General features: G+C 71.6%; 22 protein-coding genes and 3 pseudogenes. 18 read left to right on the forward strand and 7 right to left on the reverse strand.

The window, feature by feature from the left end; translation table 11 throughout:
* Positions 1-146: 146 nt before the first annotated feature.
* The 4 genes from ACIP4X_RS22640 (at position 147) to ACIP4X_RS22655 (ending at position 3,957) form a co-directional block, all read left to right on the forward strand.
* Positions 147-1,298 (forward strand): cellulose binding domain-containing protein, encoded by a 1,152-nt coding sequence (locus ACIP4X_RS22640; RefSeq protein WP_401350199.1) that lies wholly within the window; start codon positions 147-149, stop codon positions 1,296-1,298.
* Between the two features lie 49 nt (positions 1,299-1,347).
* Entirely contained in the window at positions 1,348-2,475 is a 1,128-nt protein-coding gene (locus ACIP4X_RS22645) for a lytic polysaccharide monooxygenase (protein ID WP_358734459.1), read from the forward strand.
* 454 nt (positions 2,476-2,929) lie between these two features.
* The gene (locus ACIP4X_RS22650; protein WP_401350202.1) at positions 2,930-3,394 is read left to right on the forward strand and encodes a GNAT family N-acetyltransferase; all 465 of its coding nucleotides are present in this window, start codon (positions 2,930-2,932) and stop codon (positions 3,392-3,394) included.
* A gap of 125 nt (positions 3,395-3,519) precedes the next feature.
* Positions 3,520-3,957, forward strand: a complete 438-nt coding sequence (locus tag ACIP4X_RS22655) for a hypothetical protein (protein WP_391459496.1) — start codon at positions 3,520-3,522, stop codon at positions 3,955-3,957.
* Positions 3,958-4,038: 81 nt separating this feature from the next.
* Here the strand turns inward: ACIP4X_RS22655 and ACIP4X_RS22660 are convergent, their stop codons facing one another.
* Complete coding sequence (locus tag ACIP4X_RS22660; protein ID WP_401350206.1) at positions 4,039-4,332, reverse strand: hypothetical protein; 294 nt, start codon at positions 4,330-4,332, stop codon at positions 4,039-4,041.
* A 40-nt stretch (positions 4,333-4,372) separates the two neighbouring features.
* Positions 4,373-5,599: an MFS transporter gene (locus tag ACIP4X_RS22665; protein WP_401350358.1), complete on the reverse strand. Its 1,227-nt coding sequence runs from the start codon at positions 5,597-5,599 to the stop codon at positions 4,373-4,375.
* A 73-nt stretch (positions 5,600-5,672) separates the two neighbouring features.
* On the opposite strand from ACIP4X_RS22665, the gene ACIP4X_RS22670 reads away from it, so the two are divergent.
* Together ACIP4X_RS22670 and mmuM are read left to right on the forward strand one after the other, a co-directional pair.
* Entirely contained in the window at positions 5,673-6,065 is a 393-nt protein-coding gene (locus ACIP4X_RS22670; RefSeq protein ID WP_358734467.1) for a hypothetical protein, read from the forward strand.
* Positions 6,066-6,192: 127 nt separating this feature from the next.
* The gene (gene mmuM / locus ACIP4X_RS22675) at positions 6,193-7,119 is read left to right on the forward strand and encodes a homocysteine S-methyltransferase (RefSeq protein WP_358734469.1); all 927 of its coding nucleotides are present in this window, start codon (positions 6,193-6,195) and stop codon (positions 7,117-7,119) included.
* 94 nt (positions 7,120-7,213) lie between these two features.
* Here the strand turns inward: mmuM and ACIP4X_RS22680 are convergent, their stop codons facing one another.
* From ACIP4X_RS22680 to ACIP4X_RS22695, 4 genes are all read right to left on the reverse strand, one after another.
* On the reverse strand, positions 7,214-7,456 hold the full coding sequence (locus ACIP4X_RS22680) for a hypothetical protein (protein WP_358734471.1): 243 nt from the start codon (positions 7,454-7,456) through the stop codon (positions 7,214-7,216).
* A gap of 441 nt (positions 7,457-7,897) precedes the next feature.
* Entirely contained in the window at positions 7,898-9,469 is a 1,572-nt protein-coding gene (locus tag ACIP4X_RS22685; RefSeq protein ID WP_401350209.1) for a carboxylesterase/lipase family protein, read from the reverse strand.
* Between the two features lie 129 nt (positions 9,470-9,598).
* Positions 9,599-10,252, reverse strand: a complete 654-nt coding sequence (locus ACIP4X_RS22690; RefSeq protein WP_358734475.1) for a ThuA domain-containing protein — start codon at positions 10,250-10,252, stop codon at positions 9,599-9,601.
* A 52-nt stretch (positions 10,253-10,304) separates the two neighbouring features.
* Positions 10,305-11,384, reverse strand: a complete 1,080-nt coding sequence (locus ACIP4X_RS22695; protein ID WP_358734477.1) for a YihY/virulence factor BrkB family protein — start codon at positions 11,382-11,384, stop codon at positions 10,305-10,307.
* 219 nt (positions 11,385-11,603) lie between these two features.
* On the opposite strand from ACIP4X_RS22695, the gene ACIP4X_RS22700 reads away from it, so the two are divergent.
* Both ACIP4X_RS22700 and ACIP4X_RS22705 read left to right on the forward strand, forming a co-directional pair.
* Entirely contained in the window at positions 11,604-13,238 is a 1,635-nt protein-coding gene (locus ACIP4X_RS22700) for an acyl-CoA dehydrogenase family protein (RefSeq protein ID WP_401350213.1), read from the forward strand.
* 269 nt (positions 13,239-13,507) lie between these two features.
* A pseudogene (locus tag ACIP4X_RS22705) lies at positions 13,508-14,059 on the forward strand (transcriptional regulator); the annotation flags it as partial.
* On the opposite strand, the pseudogene ACIP4X_RS22710 reads toward ACIP4X_RS22705, so the two are convergent.
* Positions 14,058-15,251 (reverse strand): annotated as a pseudogene (locus ACIP4X_RS22710) (IS200/IS605 family accessory protein TnpB-related protein); the annotation flags it as partial. The pseudogenes ACIP4X_RS22705 and ACIP4X_RS22710 sit on opposite strands and share 2 nt — an antisense overlap.
* On the opposite strand from ACIP4X_RS22710, the pseudogene ACIP4X_RS22715 reads away from it, so the two are divergent.
* The 10 genes and pseudogenes from ACIP4X_RS22715 to ACIP4X_RS22760 all read left to right on the forward strand — a co-directional run.
* Positions 15,248-15,916: pseudogene (locus ACIP4X_RS22715) on the forward strand (helix-turn-helix domain-containing protein); the annotation flags it as partial. The pseudogenes ACIP4X_RS22710 and ACIP4X_RS22715 sit on opposite strands and share 4 nt — an antisense overlap.
* A gap of 231 nt (positions 15,917-16,147) precedes the next feature.
* Positions 16,148-17,485: a hypothetical protein gene (locus ACIP4X_RS22720; RefSeq protein WP_401350216.1), complete on the forward strand. Its 1,338-nt coding sequence runs from the start codon at positions 16,148-16,150 to the stop codon at positions 17,483-17,485.
* A gap of 129 nt (positions 17,486-17,614) precedes the next feature.
* Entirely contained in the window at positions 17,615-18,187 is a 573-nt protein-coding gene (locus ACIP4X_RS22725) for a GNAT family N-acetyltransferase (RefSeq protein ID WP_401350219.1), read from the forward strand.
* Between the two features lie 397 nt (positions 18,188-18,584).
* Positions 18,585-20,276 carry a nitrite/sulfite reductase gene (locus tag ACIP4X_RS22730; RefSeq protein ID WP_358734487.1) on the forward strand — a complete coding sequence of 564 codons (1,692 nt, stop codon included), beginning with the start codon at positions 18,585-18,587 and terminating at the stop codon, positions 20,274-20,276.
* Positions 20,273-20,494, forward strand: a complete 222-nt coding sequence (locus ACIP4X_RS22735; RefSeq protein WP_391459513.1) for a hypothetical protein — start codon at positions 20,273-20,275, stop codon at positions 20,492-20,494. The genes ACIP4X_RS22730 and ACIP4X_RS22735 overlap by 4 nt, the downstream gene beginning before the upstream one ends.
* On the forward strand, positions 20,491-21,201 hold the full coding sequence (locus ACIP4X_RS22740; protein WP_401350223.1) for a phosphoadenylyl-sulfate reductase: 711 nt from the start codon (positions 20,491-20,493) through the stop codon (positions 21,199-21,201). Before ACIP4X_RS22735 ends, ACIP4X_RS22740 begins: the two co-directional genes overlap by 4 nt.
* Positions 21,202-21,203: 2 nt before the next feature.
* The gene (gene cysC, locus ACIP4X_RS22745) at positions 21,204-21,803 is read left to right on the forward strand and encodes an adenylyl-sulfate kinase (protein WP_358734492.1); all 600 of its coding nucleotides are present in this window, start codon (positions 21,204-21,206) and stop codon (positions 21,801-21,803) included.
* Complete coding sequence (gene cysD, locus ACIP4X_RS22750) at positions 21,800-22,744, forward strand: sulfate adenylyltransferase subunit CysD (RefSeq protein WP_358734494.1); 945 nt, start codon at positions 21,800-21,802, stop codon at positions 22,742-22,744. Before cysC ends, cysD begins: the two co-directional genes overlap by 4 nt.
* 2 nt (positions 22,745-22,746) lie before the next feature.
* Positions 22,747-24,075, forward strand: coding sequence for a GTP-binding protein (locus ACIP4X_RS22755; RefSeq protein WP_358734496.1), 1,329 nt, complete (start codon positions 22,747-22,749; stop codon positions 24,073-24,075).
* 222 nt (positions 24,076-24,297) lie between these two features.
* The gene (locus ACIP4X_RS22760) at positions 24,298-25,446 is read left to right on the forward strand and encodes an aliphatic sulfonate ABC transporter substrate-binding protein (protein ID WP_391459523.1); all 1,149 of its coding nucleotides are present in this window, start codon (positions 24,298-24,300) and stop codon (positions 25,444-25,446) included.
* The last annotated feature ends 24 nt before the right edge of the window (positions 25,447-25,470 follow it).

The raw sequence follows: 25,470 nt of genomic DNA on the forward strand, positions 1-25,470 counted from the left end.
ATCCTCTTTTTTGTCTCACCCACAGGCTTGTCAGGGACATGCATCGCTTCTATAGTCCGGTTCTAAACGATGGGAGCGCTCCCACAGAAGCGCGAACGGGAGCACTCCTCCTCCCCTACGACGTCGCCCCTCGAAGAGGCCCCCCTATGCGACTGCTGCCCCATCGGCTCGACACCGCGCGCGGTGTCCTGTGCGCGCTGCTCACCGCTCTCGCCCTGGTCGCCGCCTTCCTGGCGGCCGCTCCGGCGGCGCACGCGGACACCCAGATCTGCGACGCCTACGGAACGACCACGATCCAGGGCCGCTACGTGGTCCAGAACAACCGCTGGGGCACCGACGCCGCCCAGTGCATCACCGTGACGGACTCCGGATTCCGGATCAACCGGGCCGACGGCTCCGTGGCCACCAACGGCGCGCCGAAGTCGTACCCGTCCGTCTACAACGGCTGCCACTACACCAACTGCTCGCCGGGCACGGCACTCCCGGCCCGGCTGGACACCATCTCCAGCGCGCCCACCAGCATCTCGTACAGCTATGTCAGCGACGCGGTCTACGACGCCGCGTACGACATCTGGCTGGACCCGACGGCCCGCAAGGACGGCGTGAACCGGACCGAGATCATGGTCTGGTTCAACAAGGTCGGCTCGATCCAGCCGGTGGGCTCGCAGACCGGCACGGCCACGGTCGCCGGGCGTTCCTGGCAGGTGTGGTCCGGAAGCAACGGTTCCAACAACGTGCTGTCGTTCGTCGCCCCGTCGGCGATGAGCAGCTGGAACTTCGACGTGATGGACTTCGTCCAGCAGGCCGTCTCCCGCCAACTGGCGTCGAGCAACTGGTACCTGACGAGCGTGCAGGCCGGCTTCGAGCCCTGGCAGAACGGTACCGGGCTCGCCGTGACGTCGTTCTCCTCGGAGATCCGCACGGGCGGCAGCGGCGGCGGGAACGGCGGAGGCGGTGGGGGCGGCAACCCCGGTGGCCAGACGGCCTGTTCGGTGACGTACGCCACGAACGTCTGGGCGGGCGGGTTCACCGCCGACGTGACCGTCCGCAACACCGGTTCGGCGGCGGTGAACGGCTGGCAGCTCGGCTTCACCCTGCCCTCGGGGCAGCGCGTCACCAGCGCCTGGAACGCGACGGTGAACCCGTCCTCGGGCGCCGTCACCGCGACCGCCCTGTCGCACAACGCGCAGATAGCGCCGGGCGGCAGCCAGACGTTCGGCTTCCAGGGCACCTACAGCGGCACGTTCGCCGCGCCGGGCGCCTTCACCCTGAACGGCAATGCCTGCACCACGGCCTGACACGCACACGGACAACCCGATCAACCTCAGCAGGAAGGAAGTACCGAACGTGGCTCGACGCAGCAGACTTCTGTCGGTGGCGGCGGCCTTCGCCACCCTCCTCGCGGCACTGGGCCTGACCCTTCTCGGTCAGGGCCGCGCCGAGGCGCACGGTGTGGCGATGATGCCCGGTTCGCGCACCTATCTGTGTTACGTGGACGCCCGTACGGCGACCGGCAGCCTCGACCCGACGAACCCCGCGTGCCGGGACGCCCTGAACAAGAGCGGTGCCACGCCGCTGTACAACTGGTTCGCGGTGCTCGACTCCAACGCCGGTGGCCGGAACTCGGGTTACGTGCCGGACGGCACCCTGTGCAGCGCGGGAGACCGCTCGCCGTACGACTTCTCCGCCTACAACGCCGTCCGCGCCGACTGGCCCAGGACCCATCTGACGTCCGGGTCCACGATGCAGCTCCAGTACAGCAACTGGGCGGCGCACCCGGGTGACTTCCGGGTCTACCTGACCAAGCCGTCCTGGACGCCCACGTCCCAGCTGCGCTGGGCCGACCTGGACCTGATCCAGACGGTCAGCAACCCGCCGCAGGTGGGGTCGCCGGGCACCGACGGCGGCCACTACTACTGGAACCTCCCGCTGCCGTCCGGCCGTTCGGGCAACGCCCTGCTGTTCATCCAGTGGGTGCGCTCGGACAGCCAGGAGAACTTCTTCTCCTGCTCGGACATCGCGTTCGACGGCGGCCACGGCGAGGTGACGGGCATCCGGAACTCCGGCTCGGGGACTCCGACGCCGACCCCGACGCCCACGCCCACACCGACCCCCACCCCCACTCCCACCCCGACCCCGACGCCGACCCCGACCGGTCCGCAGACCGGCTCCTGCATGGCCGTGTACAACGTGGAGAACGCCTGGAGCGGCGGCTTCCAGGGCTCCGTGGAGGTGATGAACCACGGCACGGCAGCGCTGAACGGCTGGACGGTGACCTGGAAGCCCGGCACCGGCACCAAGATCAGCAGTGCCTGGAACGGCAACCTGACCACGGCCGGGGACGGCACGATCACGGTCAAGAACGCCGACTACAACCGGACCGTACCGCCCAACGCCAGTGTCTTCTTCGGATTCACGGCCACATCCACAGGCAACAACTATCCGATCGGCTCGATCAGCTGCACCGCGAGCTGACGCATACCCCGGGCGCGCCGGCACTCCACCGGCGCGCCCTCTCCTCCGCGGCTCGGCTGCTCATGACCTTGACTCGGTCATTGAAGTTCCCGGCCAAGGTCGCCCCGCCGACCTGATACTTTCCCACTAGGTTGATGCCCGTGACTGCATCGAAACCGTCCAAGCTGAGACGGATAACCACGGCGCTCGGTCTCACCCATGCTCCAGGCGGCGAGCGCCGTCCCGGAGATCCTAAGATCTCCCGATTCGGCCGTGGCGTCTCGCCGCGTCTCGATCAGGAGCTCAAGGACTTGCGAAGCCGAGTCGCAGAGCTTGAGCGACTGTCCCGCCGCTCAGAGCCCGAGGACGCGCAGAACTGAGCATGCCCCGCACGAGCCCGATCGTTGGCCGGGACGCGATCTTCCAAACCAGTGCTGCATCACGCAACGTTTGCCTCGTCTGTCAGACTGCTCGGGTGATCGTCAGACTCGCGCGCGAGCAGGACTTGCCTGGTTTTCTCGGTTTGGCAGCCCAGGTCGAGCACTGGTTCGGCCCGATGGTCGAGGACCCTGGTTTCCATAGCGCCGTGGACAAGCACATTCGCCGGTCCGCCGCGCTCGTCGCCGTCTCCCCGGAATCGGTACTCCTCGGCGGCCTGCTCTTTGGTGCGAAGCCCCCGATTTACCACGTCCACTGGCTCGTCGTCTCTGAGAAGGCGCGTGGGAAGGGCGTCGGTGGGGCGCTGATGGCCGACGCGACGCGCAGGTTCGTGCTCGGCCCGGGCAGCATTGAGGTGGTCACCTTCGGGGCCGACCACCCGGGCGCTGTTGCCAGCGGCGCACGCGCCTTCTACGAACGTCTCGGCTTCACCCCTGCCGAAGCCACTGATCCGGGTCCGGAGGGCGGTTCACGGCAGATCTATCGCCGGGCGGTCACCTGATTCAGGCGACAACTGCCCTGGCGACGACCTCGCGTAGGCGTTCGTCGGGCATTGCTCTCCGAAGCCGCTCCACCGCCCACTCGGTAGGGTGCGCCTCAACTGCGGCCACTCTTGAGGGAAGCACGATGATCGACCAGAGCAACGAGGTAAGAACCGGCTTCAGCGTGCATCCGCTCTTTGTTTTCGGGCTCGGGTGGCTGCTGGGGCTGGCCTCTCTGATTGAGCGAGTGCCGCTGATCGGACATGGCCGCGAGTACGGGCTGTGCCATCCCGTGCCGGCTCTGAATCCGTTCACGAGTACCGCGCTCGCCCTGATCGGCGGCGCGTTCCTGGCGTCAACACTCGGGGCAGTCATGGCGGCGCGGACCAGGCGTCCCCGCCGCGTGCTCCCCGTCGCCTGCTTGCTGATCGTCAGTGCTCTTCTGATAGCGGCCGACAGGGTGGATGCCCATGGGGAACGGGTCGCGGCAGAAGCGGAGCGGGCTTACGCATCAGCTCCCGCAGACCAATGCGACTACACACCAGACGTCTACACCGCCACCCCAGGCTGGTTCTCCTGGTAGCCGGCACAGGGAGTCGACGACGCCGAGCCGTCCGGTTCGGAGGTCATCCCGAGGTCTCGTCCACCGCCACGCATGCCGCCGCTACGGTTTCGGCAGGGCTTCGTACCCGGCGAGGAAGAGCCTGACACGGCAATGGTCTTCGGCCTGGACGAACACCTGCTGCCCCCAGTGGGTGGTGAGACGCTGGGCGACAGCAACCAGCCGCCGGCGCTCCTCCGGTGTGTACGCCGGGAAACGTACCCAGCCCTGGTCGGCGATCGTGTTGCCGAGTTCGCTGAACAGCACGGCGCGGGCTCGCTGTTCTTCCTCCTCGGTGAGCGGTGTGGTGGTGTCCTCCGCAGGCAGCAGCCGGACGTTGTAGAGGTCTCGTATCACTGCGCGGCTCGCAATCTGCTCAGGGTCCGTTCGCGAGAGCCTACGTGGCCGGAAGCGACCGCCCCAGGCGGGCGAGCGGGGACAGGGCCATCAGCGCCGGGGAGAGCAGCATGCCCGCGGCCGTCACCAGGAGGCTGGTGCGCAACCCCCACTCCTCCGCGAGGAATCCGCCGAGCAGCGAGCCGAGTGGGGTCAGCCCCATGCCGACGAATGTGATCGTCGCGGCCGCGCGGCCCTGCATCCCGTCCGGAGTGACGGCCTGCCGGACAGCCATGACCGTGACGTTCACCAACTGTCCGCCGGCACCGAACACGAAGTTGATCGCGAGCAGCGCGAGAACAGTCACCGCGGAGGAGCCGTGCACCGCGGGCACGCACAGAAACACGCCGTCGCCGAGTGCCGCCGCGGACACGAGCACCGCGCCATGACCGAACCGGCGCGGCAGGCGGGCGGCCAGCACCGAGCCCAGGAGTGCGCCCGGCCCCGTCGCAGCGAGCGCCAGGCCGACGGCGGCCCCCGACAGGTGCAACTCTCGCGGCAGGAAGAGCAGATAGACGGTCATCGTGGCCGACAGGAAGAACTGGAAGGCGGCCGAGGCGAGGCACACGGTCCGCAACGAGGTGTCGCCGGCGACGAAACGAAGGCCCTCGTAAATGCGCCGCCAGACCCGAGGTTGACGTTCCGGGCGCTGCGGGAGCGATTCGGTCCGGCGGATCCGGCGGACCGACAGGAACGACAACGCGAAGAACAGCGCGCTGGAGGCGGCGGCGATCGGCGCCGACAGCAGTGACACCAGCGCACCACCGAGGGCGGGACCGCCGATCTGCGCCGCGGACCGGCTGCCTTCGAGCGCGCTGTTGCCCCGCACCAACTGATCGCGTCTCACCAGCCGTACGAGAGACGCCTGGTACGCCACGTCGAAGAACACGGACAGGGCGCCGACGGCGAAGGCGACCACGAGCAGCGCGGGCAGACCGAGCCAACCGAGGAAGCCGGCCACGGCGGCGGCGCCCAGCGCCAGGGTCCGGCCGGCGTCCGTCAGCACCATCACCGTGCGCGCCCGCCACCTGTCGACCCAGGCGCCGACGAAGAGCGAGAGCAGCAGGATCGGCGCCTGCCCCACCGCGCGCAGCACGCCCAACTGACCGGCACCGGCGTCGAGCGTCAGGACGGCGAAGAGCGGCAGCACCACCAGACTTGTATGCTCGCCGAGTTGGGAGACCGTCTGACCCACCCAGAGTCTGCGGAAGTCGCCGTCCCGCCACAGACTCGACGAAACAGGCCGAGCGGAATCGGAAGCAGCGGATACATCGGAGGAAGCGAACGGCACGAGAATCCCTTTGGATTCCTGGTTCCTGGCGGTGCTCTTTGTGGGCTTCGGGCTGGCCTTCGTACGTCTCCGGAAGGGCCGACGTCTTGTCGGCCTGGTCAAGGCTTCCACCGCCACGGGAACCCTGTGCTGCTTGTTCGGCTGGTTTCAGGTCGTCTTCGCTTTCCCGTCGCACGCGTGTCCCGAACTCTTGCACAGGTTCTCCATCGTCCACTTCGACCGCTACGAGAACAGCGTTTTCCCCGTGCAGGCCACCTGCTACTGGGACAACGGTGAGCAGAAGGAACTCGTGAGCGGCTGGGTCAACCCACTCCTGTTCACCTGCCTGGCCACGTTGACCGGCTGCCTGCTGACGCTGGCGGTCCTCGCCTACCGCCGCCACCGGAATGAACAAGCCCGTTGAGCGACGCCCCTCACCTACTCGCCCAGCTCAGCGAGCAGCGCCGTAGCCGCGGTCAGGCTCGCACAGTCCCGGGAGCCGATGCTCCGCCCCCGTCCCGCGACGCCGGATCATCGATTAGCGTCGTGGCATGGACAGCGTCACCTCCCCCGCCCTCGCCGACGCGCTCGCCGGTGGGGCGGTCGTGCTGGACGGCGGGATGTCCAACCAGTTGGAGTCGGCCGGGTACCGCCTGGGGGACGAGCTGTGGTCGGCGCGGTTGCTGGACGAGCGGCCGGAGGCGGTCACTCGGGCGCATCTGGCGTACTTCGAGGCGGGGGCGAGCGTCGCGATCACCGCGAGTTACCAGGCCACCTTCGAGGGGTTCGCGAGGCGGGGGATCGGGCGGGAGCGGGCGGCCGGGCTCATGCGGCTGAGCGTGGAGTCGGCACGGGAGGCGGCGCGGCGGGCGCGCGCGCTCGGAGTGGTGCGGCCGCTGTGGGTGGCCGCGTCGGCGGGACCGTACGGGGCGATGCTCGCCGACGGCTCCGAGTACCGCGGCCGGTACGGGCTCACCGTGGACGAGCTGGAGCGCTTCCACCGGCCCCGCCTCGAGGTGCTGGCCGCCGCCCGGCCCGACGTGCTGGCACTGGAGACGGTGCCCGGCACGGAGGAGGCGCGGGCGCTGCTGCGGGCGGTGCGCGGGCTGGGGGTGCCGGCCTGGCTGTCGTACACCGTCGCCGGTGACCGCACGCGCGCCGGGCAGCCGCTGGAGGAGGCGTTCGCCCTGGCCGCCGACGCGGACGAGGTGATCGCGGTCGGCGTGAACTGCTGCGCTCCCGGCGACGCGGCGGCCGCGGCGCGCACGGCCGCCCGCGTCACCGGCAAGCCGGTCGTGGTCTACCCCAACAGCGGTGAATCCTGGGACGCCGAGTCCCGCGCCTGGACCGGCCGCTCCACCTTCACCCCTGACCAGGTGGCAAGCTGGCACGCCGCGGGCGCCCGCCTCATCGGGGGCTGCTGCCGGGTGGGACCGGACGCGATCGCGCAGATCGCCCGCGTACTGGCGACCCCGTAGCGGTCCCACGGCACCCTCACAGGGCCGCGCGGTCGATCGGCCGCGCGGCCGGAAACCGACATCGCACTCGTCGAGAAAGCCCTCCCCGAAGGAGTCAAGAAGTGGTGACCGCCGCAACGAGGAGCACCGCATTGCTGGCCGCATGCGGAGTTCTCATGCTGACCTCCGCATGCGGAACAAGAAGTTCCTGCACGGTGGCCCAGGCCGGCTCCTCCGTGGTCATAAACCTGCTTTTAGGGCCGACTACCCGGATCTCGCGGGCGGCACCTTCCAGTTGTGCGCCGCAAGCCACTGCGCCCGCGGGAAACTCCAGCCGGCGTCGCTTCTGAGTACCCACGTGTTCCTCCCGAGCGACGTGGGAGCTCGCACCGTCACCGTCCGGCTGCGCCTCACCGCACCCGGAGCGCACTCGCCCAGCGTCGACCAGAGCACGACGACCACGCTCATCCGGACCGACACGATCTGTGACGGGACCTACTACTGGCGTGAATTGGCGCTGACTCCGGCCGGCGGTTTGAGCGAGTCGGTGCCGACAACAGGTCCATGGGACCCGAAGAATGCAGCGAGGCCTACCGTGCCCCCGGCCCAGCCTTCGACGGCTGGTGCCTCGCAGGAGCCATCGGACCGCACAACGGTCAGCCCCTCGCCGTGATCCGCTGACGTCCGGGACCAGGGCCTGTCCATGGGGGCGAGCCCTGGTTGCGGGCCGGCGAGACACGGCGGTGGCCCGCCTGCTGTCGAACCGGTTCCGGACACGGCTCCCTCCGGCAGGGGCTCGTCAGCGGCCCGCCACGCCGCCCGGGCGGCGCAGGCGGCGTACGACCGCTCGGAGTTCTCCGGCGCGGGGCCGGGCGCCGTCGGGGACGGTGAGCGGTTCGGGAGGTGCCGTCCACAGGGCGAGTTCGGCGTCGCGTGGGCCGTGGGTCGTGTGTGCGGGGCCGTCACCGAAGACGCGTACCGGGTGGGTGGCGTCCCAGGGCTGCCAGCCGGGGTCGCCGTCGGTGGCGAAGCGGACCCAGGCCGTGTGCAGGGCGTCGGCCAGCTCCTGCGGGGCGCCCTCGCCCGCGAGCCTGCGGGAGTCCGGGGTGTCGCCGGTATCGAAGACGAAGCCGAGTTCCAGGGCGTGGCAGGAGCCGAGGTCGGGCAGCAGCGAGGGCCAGGCGAACTCGTAGACGTACGACGAGCCGGGGCGCGCGTCGGCCAGCCGGTGCAGCGGGCGGCGCAGCAGGTGGTCGGTGACCATCTGGCCGACGATCTCGGCGGTTCCGGCGCCGGGGAGAAGCGCCCGGTAGCCGCGGACCACCTCGTGCCCGCAGTGGCAGCGGGCCATGGCCCCGGCCAGCGCGACCGCGCCGAGCCGGTCGACGCGCTCCAGCAGCCCGCCGGGGACCAGCCACAGCCGGTACTCGTCGCGGGTCCAGCCCATGAGGAGGTCCGCTCCCCGGGCCGCGTCGCCCTCGACCAGCGCCTTGAGCGGGTCGCTCGGGACGAGGTCGCCGTCCACGACGATGCCGAAGGCGGGTCCGCCGAGGACCGGGCTGCTGAGCCGGCCGACCTCGGCCTGGGCGCGCAGCAGCAGGGCCCGGTCGACGGCGGCGAACGCCTCCGCGGTGGCGGGCACCTTCAGCAGGTTCGCCATGCGGCGCACCATCCGCCGTACGTTGCCGCGGTCGGCGGCCTCCGGCGGCCCGCTCTGCAGGACCGCGCGCCGGAACAGGCCCTGGGCCTGCGGGGCGGCGATCAGGGCGCCGATGCTGATGGCTCCGGCCGACTGGCCGCACAGGGTGATCCGGTCCGGGTCGCCGCCGAAGGCCCCGATGGACTCGTGGACCCAGCGCAGGGCGGCGAGCTGGTCGCGCAGGCCGGGGTTGGCGGGGGCGTCCGGGAAGAGTCCGTAGCCCTCGACGCCGAGCCGGTAGTTGACGGAGACCAGGACGACGCCGTCACGGGCGAAGGCCCGCCCGTCGTACACGGGCACGGCGGAGGAGCCGCGGGTCAGCGCGCCGCCGTGCAGCCACACCATGACGGGGAGCCGGGCGCCCGGGTGCGGGTCGGGTGTCCACACGTTGAGGTTGAGGCAGTCGTCGCCGGGGACGACCGGGTCGGACAGGTAGCGGGCGAAGGCCTCGGAGTACGGGGGCTTCGGCGCGGTCGGGCCGAAGGAGGCGGCGTCGCGCACCCCGTCCCAGGGCTCGGGCGGCACCGGCGGGCGGAATCGCCGGGGGCCGAAGGGGGGCGCGGCGTAGGGAATGCCGCGGAACACGGCCACACCGTGCTCATGCCGGCCTCGCACCGCCCCGTGGGGAGTGGTGACCACGGGGTCCGGTCTGTCGGCTCTGTCGGCCCTCATACGTCCACCAGCCCTTCGCCGCGTGCGACACCGGCATCACGGAAGCGTCCCGTCACCCCCCGGTATTCCCGGCGCGCGGGGCGCGGGCACCGCCGGCCGGTGGAGCCGCCGAGTCCCGGTGCCGCCGCCTCAGCCGGCCGCGAGCCCCGCCGCCCATTCGATGCCGCCGCGCAGATGGGCGCGGAAGTCCGGGTCCGCGTAGGCCTCGGAGGCGTGGCCGAGGGCCGTGTAGAAGACGCGGCCCCGGCCCTGTTCGCGGCACCACACCAGGGGGTGGTCGGCGCCCATGCCGCCGCCGCGGTACGACGACTCGTCGGCGCGGGCCAGGACCCTTACGGTGCCGCGCGGGTTGGTGCGGAAGTCGTACCACTCGTCGGTGAAGGCCCACTCGGCGGGCAGGTGCCGGGTGGCCGGATGGTCCGGGTCCTCGACCAGGACCCGGCCCGGCTGGTACTCCGGGTGCCGGGCGAACCGGGCGCCGAGCAGTTCGCCGTAGTGGGGCCAGTCGTACTCCGTGCAGGCCGCCGCGTGCACACCGACGAACCCGCCGCCCCGCTCGACGTAGGCCGCGAGGCGCTCCCGGCCGGCCGGTGTGAGCACCTCACCGCTGGTGGAGAGGAAGACGACGGCGGCGTACCGCTCCAGGGGCCGGGCGAGGGCCTCGGGGTCCTCGGTGTGCTCGACCTCGAACCCGCCGAGGGCGCGCAGCGCGGCGACGGCGTCCGGGATGGAGTCGTGGCGGTAGTCGGCGGTACGCGTGTGGACGAGAAGTCGGCGGCCCATGGCGAACGAGCCTACGCCCCGGGCCCGTACGGCGGCACCGGGCGGCGTCCGGTCACCCCTTGGACGAGCCGTTCTGGTCGTCCTTGTGCGGGCTGCGCGCGTGCGTGGTCCGCACATGGGAGCGCAGCCGGGCCGTCACGTCCTCCGGGGGCAGGAAGCGCGACCAGCGTTCGGGGAACTCCGCGGGCATGTCGGGGTCCTCGGGGTCGTCGGGCTCGTTGTCGCGGGTCGCGGCGGCGCGGGCGACGTACTCGGCGATCTGCGCCTCGCGCACCCGCTCGTTGGCGGCGCGGGCCGAGGCCGTGCCGGCGGTCGGCCAGACCCGGTCGATGGCGGCGTTGACCGCCGCCCCGACGAGCACCGCGAACGCGGACACACCGATCCACAGCAGCACGGCGACCGGCGCGGCCAGCGAGCCGTAGATGGTCGGGCCCTCCACGGTGCTGGTGAGGTAGATGCGCAGCAGGAAGCTGCACACCACCCACATGGCGAGGGCGACCAGCGCCCCGGGCACGTCCTCGATCCACGCGGAGCGCACCGGCACGGACACGTGGTACAGGGTGGTCAGGAAGACGACGGACAGCACGATGACGACCGGCCAGTACAGGATCTGGACGACCGTCGTCGACCACGGCACGATCCGCACCACCGCGTCCGGTCCTGCCACCATCAGCGGCAGCGCGATCGAACCGATCAGCAGGGCCACGATGAACAGCCCGAAGGCCAGCAGCCGGGTCTTGACGATGCCGCGCACGCCGTCGAGGCCGTACATGACGGTGATCGTGTCGATGAAGACGTTCACCGCGCGCGAGCCCGACCACAGGGCGAACACGAAGCCGATGGAGATCACGTCGGGCCGGCCGCCCTGCATGACGTCCCGCAGGATCGGCTCGGTGATCTCCTTGACGCCCTGGTCGGACAGGACCGTGCGGGAGGCGTCCAGGATGTTGCGCTCCAGGCTCGCGATGGTGTGCGCGCCGGTCCAGGAGTCGACGTAGAAGAGCAGTCCGATCAGGCTCAGCAGCAGCGGCGGCACGGAGAGCAGGGAGAAGAACGCCGCCTCGGCCGCCAGGCCCAGGATCCGGTACTCCATGCACGAGTTGACCGTGTCCTTCAGCAGCAGCCAGGCCATCCTGCGTTTGGATACGTTCCGGTAGAGGGCTCGTGCCCGGTGGAGGCGGCCGGAGGGCCTTTCGGAGGATTCGCTGGCTGACTGCTGCACGACCCAAAGGTATCTCCGTCGGCCACCCTCCCCCTCACCCGCCAGGGGAGTCGGCCACCGGGCAGGGCCCCGGGGCTCCCCGGCGTCCGCGTGATGCCCGCGGCCGTACCGCGCGGTAGGTTCCGTTCCATGGCACCCAGCACGCACACCGTGACCAACCAGCCGCCGCCGCTGGTCGGCTACGACGTCTTCGCCGCCGACCGGGCCCTGGCCGAGGCGGTCGTACGGCACGTGGAACCGGGGCTGCTCGACGAGGTGCGCGGGGAACTGACGGCGCTCGGGCAGGCCGCCGGATCGGCCCAGGTGCGGGAGTGGGGAGCGCAGGCCGACGAGAACCCGCCGCGGCTGCGCACCCACGACCGCTACGGCCACCGTGTCGACGAGGTCGAGTTCCACCCGGCCTGGCACCGGCTCCTCGGCAAGGGCGTCTCGTCCGGGCTGACCGCGGCCTGGAACCGCCCGGCCGGGCATGTGCGGCGGGCGGCCGCCTTCCTGGTGTGGACGCAGGCCGACGCGGGCACCTGCTGCCCGCTGTCGATGACCCACGCGGCCGTGCCCGCGCTGCGCACCGACCCGGAACTGGCCGCCGAGTGGGAGCCGCGGCTGACGTCCGTGATCTACGAGCGCGAACTGCGGCCCGCGCACCTGAAGGCCGGGGTGCTGTTCGGGATGGGCATGACCGAGAAGCAGGGCGGCAGCGACGTACGGGCGGGCACCACCGCGGCCAGGCCGCTCGCCGAGGACGGCGCCTACGAGCTGACCGGGCACAAGTGGTTCTGCTCGGCGCCGATGTCGGACGGGTTCCTGGTGCTCGCTCAGGCGCCCCGCGGGCTCACCTGCTTCCTGGTGCCGCGGGTGCTGCCGGACGGCACGCGCAACGTGTTCCTGCTCCAGCGGCTCAAGGACAAGCTGGGCAACCGGTCGAACGCCTCCGCCGAGGTCGAGTTCGACGGGACCTGGGCGCGCCGCGTCGGCGAGGAGGGACGCGGGGTGCGCACCATCATCGACATGGTCGCGGCGACCCGCCTCGACTGCGTGCTCGGTTCCGCGGGTCTGATGCGGCAGGCGGTGGCGCAGGCGGTGCATCACTGCGAGCACCGCGAGGCGTTCGGCGGCAGGCTCGTCGACAAGCCGCTGATGCGCAACGTGCTGGCCGACCTCGCGCTGGAGTCGGAGGCGGCGACCACGCTCGCGCTGCGCCTGGCGGCCGCCTGCGACGACGGGGGCGAACAGGAGCGGGCCCTGTTGCGGATCGCGGTGCCGGCCGCCAAGTACTGGGTCACCAAGCGGTGCGCGCCGCTGACGGTGGAGGCCTCCGAGTGCCTGGGCGGCAACGGGTACGTGGAGGAGTCCGGGATGCCCCGCCTGGTGCGCGAGTCGCCGCTCAACTCGGTCTGGGAGGGCGCCGGGAACGTACAGGCGCTGGACGTGCTGCGGGCGCTGACGCGGGAGCCGGGGGCGCTCGACGCCTATCTGCGGGAGGTGGGTGCGGCGCGCGGCGCCGACCACCGTCTCGACGCGGCGATCAAGCAGCTGCTCACCGAACTCGCCGATCTGGAGGGCATGGAGGCCCGGGCCCGGCGGCTGGCCGAACGGCTGGCGCTGGTGCTCCAGGGGGCGCTGCTGGTGCGGTTCGCGCCGTCGGACGTCGCCGACGCGTTCTGCGCCTCACGGCTCGGCGGCGAGTGGGGGGCGACGTTCGGGACGCTGCCGCACACGCTGAACCTGGCGGCGGTGGTGGAGCGGGCACGCCCCGCGCCCTGACGCGGGGGTGGTGCTGCGCCGACACGGCACCACCCCCGCTTTCCGGCCCGTTCCAGGCCGTGCGCGCCGCACGCGGCGGCGTTGAACAATCTTCAATGAACTCAAAGCCGTTCACCAGGGTTGCAAGGGGTTGCAACATGCGCGTCCGCGTGAGCGGACCGCGGCCCTCCGGCCCGGCCGGCCGGCCCGGTGGACAGGGCGGCCGGGTGGGCATGGCCCCGGCGCCGTGGGGAAGTCGGTTGCCCCGACCTCTTTCATGGGAGGACTCAGTGGCGAAGGCGCCGGTGGACGTGGCGCGACTCGTCGCCGTCGATCCGGCGCAGGCGGCACGGGTGCTCGGCGAGACGCGCGCGGCGACGCTCGCCGGGCAGCGGGCGCGGGTGGGGTGGCACCGCGTCAGGTGATCGGGCAGTCCTGGAAGCGGCTGCTGCGCGGCGGTCTCGATCCCGAGCAGGACGCCCGGTCCGGGCTGTTGGCCCGCGAGGAGGTGAAGCGGCGGCGGGAGGCGTCCCCGCTGCGGCAGGTGCTGCCCGCGCTGTGGGAGGGGCTGCTGCCGGCCGCGGACGCCGCCCCGCATGTCGCCGTGGTCGCCGACGCGGAGGGCCGGGTGCTGTGGCGGGAGGGCGGTACGCGGGTGCTGCGCCGGGCCGACGGGCTGGGTTTCGAGGTCGGCGCCGACTGGCGGGAGGACGTGGCCGGCACCAACGGGGTGGGCACGGTGGTGGTGCTGCGCCGGCCGGTGCAGGTCTTCGGCTCCGAGCACTTCCTGCGGGCGCACGCCTCGTGGACCTGTGCCGGGGCGCCCGTCACGGACCGTTCCTATGGACTGAGCTGGAGTGAGTCCTGGGTCCAGGGCTCGTGCTCAGCCGTGTGCCCCGAACGGTTGTGGGCACACTGGTCGCCCGCTTTCGCTCCGCGTCCGGGCGGCACGGATCGTGTCCGTGGTCCGGGAACGCGGGGGCGGGGTCCCTCACGTCCCGGGCTTCCCGGTCGGGCCTGGACGGTCCGATGCCCCACACGATCGCTCCGGTCGTGTGGGGGCGGTGCCGTCCGACGCCGGATCGGGTGTCCCAGGGCGCGTCGTCCGATCGCCACGGCGGCAGCGTCGTGCCGCGTGGTCTTCCTGTTCTCGCTGGTGAGGGGTTTTTGCCAGTGCTGGGCGCCCCAGCGGCTGGTGTAGGCCGGGTCGACCGCGACAACGGCGACGCCCAGCTCGGCCGCCATGGACACCAGCCGGGCCCGCAGCCGGGAGGTGGGCATCCCGGAGATCAGTTTGCGGAACCGTTTGCGGCGGCCGTGCCTCTCCCGGGTCTTCTCGGCGGCGAAGTCCAGGTCCTCGATCGCGAGGGCCAGGCCGTGGCGTGCGGTCCAGTGCAGGCGGATCAGGGCGTGGCGTACCTGGGCGTCGCGGTGGTGTGCGGTGCCGGTCAGTCGGTAGTCGAATCTGCGGGGCGCGCCGACGGGGTTGCCGCGCGATGGGCCGCGACGCGGTCGGCCCACTGCCCGCCCCGGTGGTGGAAGACGATCCGGCAGGCGAGTACGTACCGGCCGTGAGGTCTGTTGGCCAGGTAGGCCAGCGACGCCGGAAGCCGGGTGCTCACCTCACCCTCCGGCGTGACGCGGATCGTCTCGTTGCCGTACCGCTTGCCGGACTCGCCATCAGCCTGCAGGAACCACCGCTCGGCCTGCCACCGCAACCGCCACTGCACCTCCGTGATCTGGGCGGCCCTCAGGTGGTGCCGGGTCCGGAGCAGTTTTCCGCCGCCGCGCACCACGTGCCCGCCCGGCCTCAAAGTCGGCCCGTACCTGCTCCAGCCGGTCCTGAAGCACATGCAGGCGCCGGGACTTGGCGAACCACTCCCGCCGCGAACCGTAGCCGCCCGGCGTGTTCCTGGTTCCCTTGGCCCCGATGGGCTGCGCGAGCCGGTGCGTGATCGTGTCGATGCCTGCCCGCAGACTCTGGAGGTGGGCGAGCTGCCCGCGCCGGGCCAGCGCCCACTGGTCGTGCGCTGCGGGAGCTGCACATGGCCTCGCTGGAGCGGCTGCGGGCCGTCGCGGCGCCGGTGCTGGCCCGGCTTGGCGGCCGGGTGCTGGTGGTGGACGCGGACGGCTGGACGGTGGCGGTGACGGGAATGCCGTACACGGCGCGGGTCCCGCTGCCCAAGTCCCCTTCGGCGGGCCCCGTGTGGCTGCCGGAGATCGGCCTGTGCTCCCTGGAGCCGCTGGCGGACGGCTGGTTGGTGCGGGCCGGTGAGGAACCTGCCCCGTACGACGGCGCCCGGATCGTGCTGGACCTGACCCGGCCGCGCCGCTGGTCGGTGACCGTGCTGGGCGACGGAGGCACTTGGGTCCATGAACTGAGCCCGCGCCACGCCGAGTTGCTCTACCTGCTCGCCGTGCACCGCTCCGGCCACAGCGCCTCGCAGCTCGCCGGGGCCTTGTTCGGCGACCCGGACCGCAAGGTGACCGTGCGCGCCGAGATGTCGCGGGTACGGCGCTATCTGGGCCCGTTCCTCGAACACCGCCCCTACCGCTTCCGCGAGGACACCGACGTCGAACTGCTCCTGCCGGACGACCCGGCCGACCTCCTCCCCCACTCCGCGGCACCGGAGGTCCGGGCGGCGGCTGTTCGGGCGGCGCCGGCGCTTCACGGGAAGCAAGTCGTCACCGTGCCGTGAGTGACGCGGGTGGGTGAAGACACACTCCCCGTTAGGTCAGGGGTTCGGCCGCCGGTGGCATCTTCCGCATATTTGCAGGGTCTTCGACCTGTCGCGGGCCGGACTGCCGTAGCATCGCCGCAGGGCCGTCCCAGCCGCTCCTCGGTCAACGCTCGGACCTTCCGTAGCAGTTGGCCCGTAGGTGCGGAACCGGCGTCCCGGAGGCGGACCGAGCCCTGAAAAGGGGGCTGTATGAAGCAGCGCGGCAGACACCGCAGGCGCAGACGGGGCAGGGCGCTGCGCGCCACCCTGGCCGGGGCCGGCCTCGCGCTGACCGCGGCCGCCACGATGATCAGCACCTCGCAGGCCACGGTCGCCGACGACCCAGGGGCCCTCAGGCCCCTCACCTCGGCCGCCGAGCTCGACCGGCTGCGGCTGACCGAGCAGCCGGTGCCCCAGCGGTCCCTCGACCGGCTCGCCAAGGCGATGGGACGGCCGGTCGGTGTCGGCACCGTGCTCAGCGGCGCCGACCGCTCGCTGCGCGGCGCCGACGAGTGCGGCGCCGAGGAGAGGAAGGCCCTGCCCGTCGAACCGGCGGCCACGCGCGCGTACTGCTGGGACCCCGCGGACTCCGCCACCGACCTGTGGCGGCCGGAGTCGGTGACCACCTCGGGGGACGCCGAGAGCGACGGCCGGTGGGCAGGACACCAGGTGATCCTCTCCGGCTGGACGCGCGAGGCCGACGACGGCCGCGGTCTGGCCCGGGTGGCCTTCGTCGACGCCGACGACCCGCGCCACCTCACCTACACCTGGGCCCTGCTCGCCGTCCCGGTCGATGGCGGACGCGACTTCCGCGGGCTCGTCTCGCACGTGTCGGGGATGGTCTGGTACCGGGACAAGCTGCTGGTCACCACCTCCGGCGGCGAGAGCGACGCGCTGTACGTCTACGACCTGCGCCGCATCCACCGCGCCACGGTCGGCGGCGAGGCGGTGGGCCGGGTACCGGGCGGCTGGTCGGCGCACGGCTACCGGTGGGTGCTGCCCGCGGTCGCCTCCTACCGCCCGGCCGACGGCAACTGCGTACGGGAGACCGGCACGGGCCTGTCCGCGGCGCCCTGCCCGGACGGCCTCTCCCTGGACCGCAGCTCCACGCCGGACAGCCTGGTCGCGAGCCAGGCCGTGCCCACGGAGGGTGGCCACCACACACGTCTGTGGCGGTACTCCTTCAGCCGGGACCCCGGCCGCTCCGGTCTGCTGGACACCGACTCCGGCGCCACGGTGACCTCCACCGAGGCCTACAGGACGAGGGCGGAGGACGTCCGGGGCGTCCTGTCGCACCGCCCGGGGCCGTTCGCGTCGCCGGACTGGTATCTGGGCCGCCCCGCGGACGAGGGCACCCACGGCACGCTGTGGCGGCAGGACGAGCGCGGCGCGAACGCCGCCGCGTGCGGTTCCGAGGACACCCATCGCTGCTGGGGCGACGGCACCGGCTCCCTGTCCTACTGGCAGGAGACCGGCGACGTGTGGTCCCTGTCGGGCCGGATGCTGTTCGCGCTGCCGCTGTCCGCGGTGGAACGGGAACTGCGGTAGGCCTGCGGACGGGAGCAGCGCCGGGCGGGCGCCCGGCAGCCGCGCCGGGCCGGGCCGCCGGGCGCGTCCCGAGTGAGACCCGGCACCCCCGATCGACAGCGGACCGGCGCGGATGATTCCCTGACCGGCATGACGAGCATCGCCGTGACCACCTGGTCCCTGGAGCAGACCTCCCCGACCGACCTCATTCCGGCCGCAGTGCCCGAGGGGGACGTACGGGTCGTCCGCTCCGAGATCCCCTCCCCCGAGTTCAGCCGGTTCCTGTACGCCTCGGTCGGCGGCGACATCCGCTGGACGGACCGGCTCGGCTGGTCGTACCCGCGGTGGCGGGAGTATCTGGAACGTCCGGGTGTCGAGACGTGGGTGGCGTACGACCGCGGCACTCCGGCGGGCTATGTCGAGTTGGAGGCGCAGGACGAGGGTGTCGTGGAGATCGTCTACTTCGGGCTGATCGCGGCCTTCCGCGGCCGTCGGATCGGCGGCCACCTGCTCTCCTGCGGCACCGCCCGCGCCTGGGACCTGGCCGACCGCCGGCCCGGGTGGACGCCGACGAAGCGGGTGTGGCTGCACACGTGCAGCAAGGACGGCGAGTACGCGATGGACAACTACCAGCGCCGCGGCTTCAATCTCTTCGACACCAAGGTCGAGGAGGAGCAGGACGTGGCCACCCCGGGACCGTGGCCGGGGGCGTACCCGGCCTGAGCTCCAAGTGGGCGCATGACGGCGGCGGATGCGCCGCACGACACCCCTGTCCCGCAGTACGGGACAGGGGTGTCCGCATGCCGGACGATGCTGGACGCTGTCCAGATCGCCGTGCCAGGCTTTCGGCATGTCTGGAACTGGAATCGCCTTGGTGAGCCGACGGCACGTCGACCACGGCCGCATGTCCAGCGCCATCTGTCCGGGGAGCTGACCCGGCCCGCCGTGGCCTGACGGCCACGAGCCCGGCGCCGCCGGCTTTTCCCGTTTTCCCTGTTCATACCGCTTTTCCTGCTGTCCCGTCCTGCGCACGGACGCGCCCGTTGGCGTGTCTGCCCGTGCGCCTGCACACGCACAGGTCCAGAGCCGTATTCCCGCTGTCCCGAAGGACGTATCGACCATGGCCGCCTCCCCGCAGAACCCCGCCGCGTCCCGCCGCAAGGTGAGCCGTCACCGCGGCGAGGGACAGTGGGCCGTGGGGCATCTGACCCCGCTCAACGGCAACGAACAGTTCAAGAAGGACGACGACGGTCTCAATGTGCGGACACGTATTGAGACCATCTACTCCAAGCGCGGTTTCGACTCGATCGACCCCAACGACCTGCGCGGCCGGATGCGCTGGTGGGGCCTGTACACCCAGCGCAAGCCCGGTATCGACGGCGGCAAGACCGCGATCCTGGAGCCCGAGGAGCTGGACGACCGCTACTTCATGATGCGTGTGCGCATCGACGGCGGCCGGCTGACCACCCGGCAGCTGCGGGTCATCGGCGAGGTCTCGCAGGAGTTCGCGCGCGGCACCGCCGACATCACCGACCGGCAGAACATCCAGTACCACTGGATCCGGATCGAGGACGTGCCGGAGATCTGGAACCGCCTGGAGGCCGTGGGCCTGTCCACGGTCACCGCCTGCGGCGACACCCCGCGCGTGATGATCGGCTCCCCCGTCGCCGGCATCGCCGAGGACGAGATCATCGACGCCACCCCGGCGCTGGAGGAGATCCAGCGCCGCGTCCTGGGCAACAAGGCCTATTCGAACCTCCCACGGAAGTTCAAGACGGCCATCTCCGGCTCCCCGCTGCTCGACGTGGTCCACGAGATCAACGACGTCGCGTTCGTGGGCGTGCGCCACCCCGAGCACGGGCCCGGCTTCGACCTGTGGGTCGGCGGCGGACTGTCCACCAACCCCAAGCTGGGCGTGCGGCTGGGCGCCTGGGTGCCGCTGGAGGAGGTCCCGGACGTCTACGAGGGCGTTCTGTCGATCTTCCGCGACTACGGCTACCGGCGGCTGCGCAACCGGGCCCGGCTGAAGTTCCTGGTCGCCGACTGGGGCGCGGAGAGGTTCCGCCAGGTGCTGGAGGACGAGTACCTGAAGCGGCCGCTCGTCGACGGGCCCGCCCCCGAGGAGCCGGTCCAGCGGTGGCGCGACCACGTCGGGGTGCACCGGCAGAACGACGGCCGTCACTACGTCGGTTTCGCCCCGCGGGTCGGCCGCGTCGACGGCGCCACCCTGACGAAGATCGCCGAACTGGCCGAGGCGCACGGCTCGGGGCGGGTCCGCACCACCGTCGAGCAGAAGATGATCATCCTTGACGTCGAGGGTGACCAGGTCGACTCGCTGGTCGCCGGTCTCGAGGCGCTGGACCTCACCGCCCGGCCGTCCACGTTCCGGCGCGGCACCATGGCGTGCACCGGCATCGAGTTCTGCAAGCTCGCCATCGTCGAGACCAAGGCGCGCGGCGCCACGCTGATCGACGAACTCGAGCGGCGCCTGCCGGACTTCGACGAGCCGATCACCATCAACCTCAACGGCTGCCCCAACGCCTGCGCCCGTATCCAGGTGGCGGACATCGGCCTCAAGGGCCAGTTGGTCGTCGACGACCGCGGCGAGCAGGTCGAGGGCTACCAGGTGCACCTGGGCGGCGCGCTGGGCCTGGAGCCCGGCTTCGGCCGCAAGGTGCGCGGACTGAAGGTGACGGCCACGGAGCTGCCCGACTACATCGAGCGGGTCCTGAGCCGCTACCAGGAGCGGCGCGAGGACGGCGAGCGCTTCGCCGCCTGGGCCGCGCGGGCTTCCGAGGAGGAGCTGTCATGAGCGAGCGTGCCGCCCCCTTCTACTGCCCGTACTGCGGCGAGGAGGACCTTCGGCCCAGCGAGGAGGGACGGGGGTCCCCCCTGCTCGAGCGAAGCCGAGAGCTTGGGGGAGGCGCCTGGGAGTGCGCGGGTTGCAACCGGGCCTTCCGGCTGAAGTTCCTCGGCCTGCTCGCCCGGGGCGTCCAGCGCACCGGCCACGAAGGGGACGAGGGGATATGACGGCCACTCAGGAAGCACTCGAAGAAGCCGAGTTGAGGGAGCTGGCCGAACAGGCGGGCCGTGACCTGGAGGACGCCTCCGCGCTGGAGATCCTCCAGTGGGCGGCCGGTGCCTTCGGCCGCCGGTTCTGCGTCACCTCGTCCATGGAGGACGCGGTGGTCGCCCACCTCGCCTCCCGGGCGATGCCGGGCGTGGACGTGGTGTTCCTCGACACCGGCTACCACTTCCCGGAGACCATCGGCACCCGCGACGCGGTCGAGGCCGTGATGGACGTCCACGTCATCACCCTCACCCCGGAGCGGACGGTCGCCGAGCAGGACGCGGAGTACGGCCCGAGGCTGCACGACCGCGATCCGGACCTGTGCTGCCGGCTGCGCAAGGTGCAGCCGCTGGAGGAGGGCCTGAAGGGCTACACGGCCTGGGCGACCGGGCTGCGCCGCGACGAGTCCCCGACCCGGGCGAACACGCCGGTCGTCGGCTGGGACGAGAAGCGGCGGAAGGTCAAGGTCTCCCCGATCGCCCGCTGGACCCAGCACGACGTGGACGCCTACGTCGCCGAACACGGCGTGCTCACCAACCCGTTGCTGATGGACGGCTACGGCTCGGTGGGCTGCGCGCCCTGCACCCGGCGCCTGCTGGAGGGCGAGGACGCCCGCGCGGGCCGCTGGGCGGGCAGCGCCAAGACCGAGTGCGGACTGCACGGCTGACCATGACCGTACCGCCGAGACATTCGACACTGTCGGCGAAAGCCTCCACCCACAGGGAGACACACGTGACGACCGGAGCCACCGTCTGGCTCACGGGTCTGCCGAGCGCCGGCAAGACCACCATCGCGCACGAACTGGCCGGACGGCTGCGTGCGGAGGGCCATCGCGTCGAGGTGCTCGACGGCGACGAGATCCGCGAGTTCCTCTCCGCGGGCCTCGGCTTCTCCCGCGCCGACCGCCACACCAACGTGCGGCGCATCGGCTTCGTCGCCGAACTGCTCGCCCGCAACGGGGTCAAGGCGCTGGTCCCGGTGATCGCGCCGTACACCGACAGCCGCGACGCGGTGCGCGAGTGGCACGCGAAGAACGGCACGGCGTACCTGGAGGTGCACGTCGCCACTCCGGTCGAGGTGTGCTCCGTACGCGATGTGAAGGGTCTGTACGCCAAGCAGGCGGCGGGCGAACTGACGGGCCTGACGGGCGTCGACGACCCGTACGAGGAGCCTCTGGCGCCGGACCTGCGCATCGAGTCGCAGCACCAGACGGTCCGGGAGTCGGCCGGTTCCGTGCACACGCTGCTCAGCGAAAGGGGACTGGCATGACGACCGTCGCCAAGACCAAGGCCGGTGACGAGGGGACGGGCAGCCCGTACGCCCTCTCCCACCTGGACGCGCTGGAGTCCGAGGCGGTGCACATCTTCCGCGAGGTGGCGGGCGAGTTCGAGAACCCGGTGATCCTGTTCTCCGGGGGCAAGGACTCCATCGTCATGCTGCACCTGGCGCTGAAGGCGTTCCGGCCCGCCGCGGTGCCCTTCTCGCTGCTGCACGTGGACACCGGGCACAACTTCCCCGAGGTCCTCGACTACCGCGACCGCACGGTGGCCGGGCACGGGCTGCGGCTGCACGTCGCCTCCGTGCAGGACTACATCGACCGGGGCGTCCTCAAGGAGCGCCCGGACGGCACCCGCAACCCGCTCCAGACCCTCCCGCTGACCGAGAGGATCCAGTCCGAGCGGTTCGACGCGGTCTTCGGCGGCGGCCGCCGCGACGAGGAGAAGGCCCGCGCCAAGGAGCGGGTGTTCTCGCTGCGCGACGAGTTCTCCCAGTGGGACCCGCGCCGCCAGCGGCCCGAGCTGTGGAACCTCTACAACGGCCGGCACGCGCCCGGCGAGCACGTCCGGGTGTTCCCGCTGTCCAACTGGACCGAGCTGGACGTGTGGCAGTACATCGCCCGCGAGGGCATCGAACTGCCCGGCATCTACTACGCCCACACGCGCGAGGTCTTCTCGCGCGACGGCATGTGGCTGACCGCCGGCGACTGGGGCGGCCCCAAGGACGGCGAGAGCGTGGAGAAGCGGCTGGTGCGCTACCGCACCGTCGGCGACATGTCGTGCACCGGCGCCGTCGACTCCGACGCCGACACCATCGAGAGGGTGATCACCGAGATCGCCGCCTCGCGCCTGACCGAGCGCGGCGCCACCCGGGCCGACGACAAGCTGTCCGAGGCCGCGATGGAAGACCGCAAGCGCGAGGGGTACTTCTAGAGATGACCACCACCACGGACCTGGCGTCCACCACCCTGCTGCGGTTCGCCACCGCAGGCTCCGTCGACGACGGCAAGTCCACCCTCGTGGGACGGCTGCTGCACGACTCCAAGTCGGTCCTCGCCGACCAGCTGGAGGCCGTGGAGCGCGCCTCCGCGAGCCGCGGCCAGCAGGCCCCGGACCTCGCCCTGCTGACGGACGGGCTGCGCGCCGAGCGCGAGCAGGGCATCACCATCGACGTGGCCTACCGCTACTTCGCCACCCCGCGCCGCCGGTTCATCCTCGCGGACACCCCGGGCCATGTGCAGTACACGCGGAACATGGTCACCGGCGCGTCCACCGCCGAGCTGACGGTGATCCTGGTGGACGCCCGCAACGGCGTGGTGGAGCAGACCCGCCGGCACGCGGCGATCGCCGCGCTGCTGCGCGTGCCGCACGTGGTCCTGGCCGTGAACAAGATGGACCTGGTCGGCCACCGCGAGGCCGTGTTCGCCGCGATCGCCGAGGAGTTCACGGCGTACGCGACCGAACTGGGCGTCCCGGAGGTCACCGCCATCCCGATCTCGGCGCTCGTCGGCGACAACGTGGTGGAGCCGTCCGCGACGATGGACTGGTACGGCGGCCCGACCGTCCTGGAGCACCTGGAGACGGTCCCGGTCACCCACGACCTGGCGCACTGCCACGCGCGGCTGCCCGTGCAGTACGTGATCCGGCCGCAGACCGCCGAGCACCCCGACTACCGGGGCTACGCGGGCCAGATCGCCGCGGGCAGCTTCCGGGTCGGCGACGAGGTGACGGTGCTGCCGTCCGGCCGCACCAGCCGGATCTCCGGCATCGACCTGCTCGGTGAGCCGGTCGACGTGGCCTGGACGGCGCAGTCGGTGACGGTGCTGCTCCGGGACGACGTCGACGTCTCGCGCGGCGACCTGATCGTGCCGGCCAAGGACGCGCCCGCGACCACCCAGGACGTGGAGGCGACCGTCTGCCACGTCGCCGACCAGCCGCTGACCGTCGGCCACCGGGTGCTGCTCAAGCACGGCACCCGCACGGTCAAGGCGCTCGTCAAGGACATCCCGTCCCGGCTCACCCTGGACGACCTGTCCCTGCACCCGCATCCGGGGCAGCTCGTCGCCAACGACATCGGCCGGGTCAAGATCCGCACCGCCGAGCCGCTGCCGGTCGACTCCTACGCCGACTCCCGCCGCACCGGCTCGTTCATCCTGATCGACCCCGCCGACGGCACCACGCTCACCGCGGGGATGGTCGGCGAGTCGTTCGCCGCGCCGGCACCGGTCAAGGACGCGGCGGACGAGGACGGCTGGGACTTCTGACCATGAACTCCCGTGACTTCTACTCGACGTTCGCCAAGGAGGGCGGCCGGGTCGGCAGCGGCGCCCTCGGCAGCGGACAGGGCGGGGTGGCGCGATGTGCGCGCTGACGTACGCGCACTGCCCGCGCGCCCTCACCCCCCACCGCCCGCACTTGACCCTGCCGACTTCCCGGCCACGGCCAGACCGGTCGTGACCGCCGGGCCTGCGAGAGGACAGCCTCCCGTGCCTGCCAGCCTTCCCCCGTTCCGCATCCGCCCGGCCGGGGGCTCCCCCGGGCCCGTACTCCGCCGCGGCCTCGCCGTGCTCACCGCCCTGCCCCTGCTCACGCTCGCCGCCTGCGGCTACGGCTCCCAGGCCGACGACGACGGCGCCCAGCGGAAGGTGGCCGCCGGCGCCGAGAAGACCGACGGTCTCGACTCGGTCAGGATCGGCTACTTCGGCAACCTGACCCACGCGACCGCGCTGGTCGGAGTCCAGAAGGGCTTCTTCCAGAAGGAGTTGGGCGCGACGGTCGTCAAGCCGTCGGTCTTCAACGCCGGGCCGTCCGAGATCGAGGCCCTCAACTCCGGCTCCATCGACATCGGCTGGATCGGACCGTCCCCGGCGATCAACGGCTACACCAAGTCGGACGGCAAGAGCCTGCGCATCATCGGCGGTTCGGCCTCCGGCGGGGTCAAGCTCGTGGTCGACCCGAAGAAGATCACGTCCCTGAAGGACGTCAAGGGCAAGAAGATCGCGACCCCGCAGCTCGGCAACACGCAGGACGTGGCGTTCCTCAACTGGATCGCCGAGCAGGGCTGGAAGGTCGACGCGCAGAGCGGCAAGGGCGACGTCTCCGTGGTCCGCACCGACAACAAGATCACCCCGGACGCCTACAAGGCCGGCTCCATCGACGGCGCCTGGGTGCCGGAGCCGACCGCGTCGAAGCTGGTCGCCGAGGGCGCCAAGGTGCTCCTCGACGAGTCTTCCCTGTGGCCCGGCAAGAAGTTCGTGATCACGAACATCATCGTGTCGCAGAAGTTCCTCAGGGAGCACCCGAAGGCCGTCGAGGCGGTGCTGAGGGCCTCCGTGGAGACCAACAAGTGGATCAACGCCCACCCGGACGAGGCGAAGGCCGCCGCGAACAAGCAGCTCGGGGCCGACTCCGGCAAGGAGCTGCCCGGGAACGTCCTCGACCCGGCGTGGAAGTCCATCCAGATCACCGACGACCCGCTGGCCTCCACTCTCGACACCGAGGCGCAGCACGCGGTCAAGGCGGGCCTGCTGAAGAGCCCGAGGCTGGCCGGCATCTACGACCTCGCCCCGCTGAACAAGGTGCTGAAGGCCGCGGGCGAGCCGACCGTCGACGACGCCGGTCTCGGCGCCCAGTAGATCCGTAGCCGAAGAGTTCCCAGG

It is taken from the genome of Streptomyces sp. NPDC088817 (assembly GCF_044750345.1).
Classification (GTDB): domain Bacteria; phylum Actinomycetota; class Actinomycetes; order Streptomycetales; family Streptomycetaceae; genus Streptomyces.

Excerpts from the sequence above, each read along its gene's own strand:
- cysD (WP_358734494.1), top strand. The coding sequence starts at position 21,800 with ATGACGACCGTCGCCAAGACCAAGGCCGGTGACGAGGGGACGGGCAGC.
- ACIP4X_RS22755 (WP_358734496.1), top strand. The coding sequence starts at position 22,747 with ATGACCACCACCACGGACCTGGCGTCCACCACCCTGCTGCGGTTCGCC.
- ACIP4X_RS22725 (WP_401350219.1), top strand. The coding sequence starts at position 17,615 with ATGACGAGCATCGCCGTGACCACCTGGTCCCTGGAGCAGACCTCCCCG.
- ACIP4X_RS22685 (WP_401350209.1), bottom strand. The coding sequence starts at position 9,469 with ATGAGGGCCGACAGAGCCGACAGACCGGACCCCGTGGTCACCACTCCC.
- ACIP4X_RS22720 (WP_401350216.1), top strand. The coding sequence starts at position 16,148 with ATGAAGCAGCGCGGCAGACACCGCAGGCGCAGACGGGGCAGGGCGCTG.
- ACIP4X_RS22740 (WP_401350223.1), top strand. The coding sequence starts at position 20,491 with ATGACGGCCACTCAGGAAGCACTCGAAGAAGCCGAGTTGAGGGAGCTG.
- ACIP4X_RS22735 (WP_391459513.1), top strand. The coding sequence starts at position 20,273 with ATGAGCGAGCGTGCCGCCCCCTTCTACTGCCCGTACTGCGGCGAGGAG.
- ACIP4X_RS22655 (WP_391459496.1), top strand. The coding sequence starts at position 3,520 with ATGATCGACCAGAGCAACGAGGTAAGAACCGGCTTCAGCGTGCATCCG.
- ACIP4X_RS22700 (WP_401350213.1), top strand. The coding sequence starts at position 11,604 with ATGGCACCCAGCACGCACACCGTGACCAACCAGCCGCCGCCGCTGGTC.
- mmuM (WP_358734469.1), top strand. The coding sequence starts at position 6,193 with ATGGACAGCGTCACCTCCCCCGCCCTCGCCGACGCGCTCGCCGGTGGG.
- cysC (WP_358734492.1), top strand. The coding sequence starts at position 21,204 with ATGACCGTACCGCCGAGACATTCGACACTGTCGGCGAAAGCCTCCACC.
- ACIP4X_RS22640 (WP_401350199.1), top strand. The coding sequence starts at position 147 with ATGCGACTGCTGCCCCATCGGCTCGACACCGCGCGCGGTGTCCTGTGC.
- ACIP4X_RS22690 (WP_358734475.1), bottom strand. The coding sequence starts at position 10,252 with ATGGGCCGCCGACTTCTCGTCCACACGCGTACCGCCGACTACCGCCAC.
- ACIP4X_RS22730 (WP_358734487.1), top strand. The coding sequence starts at position 18,585 with ATGGCCGCCTCCCCGCAGAACCCCGCCGCGTCCCGCCGCAAGGTGAGC.
- ACIP4X_RS22695 (WP_358734477.1), bottom strand. The coding sequence starts at position 11,384 with ATGGCCTGGCTGCTGCTGAAGGACACGGTCAACTCGTGCATGGAGTAC.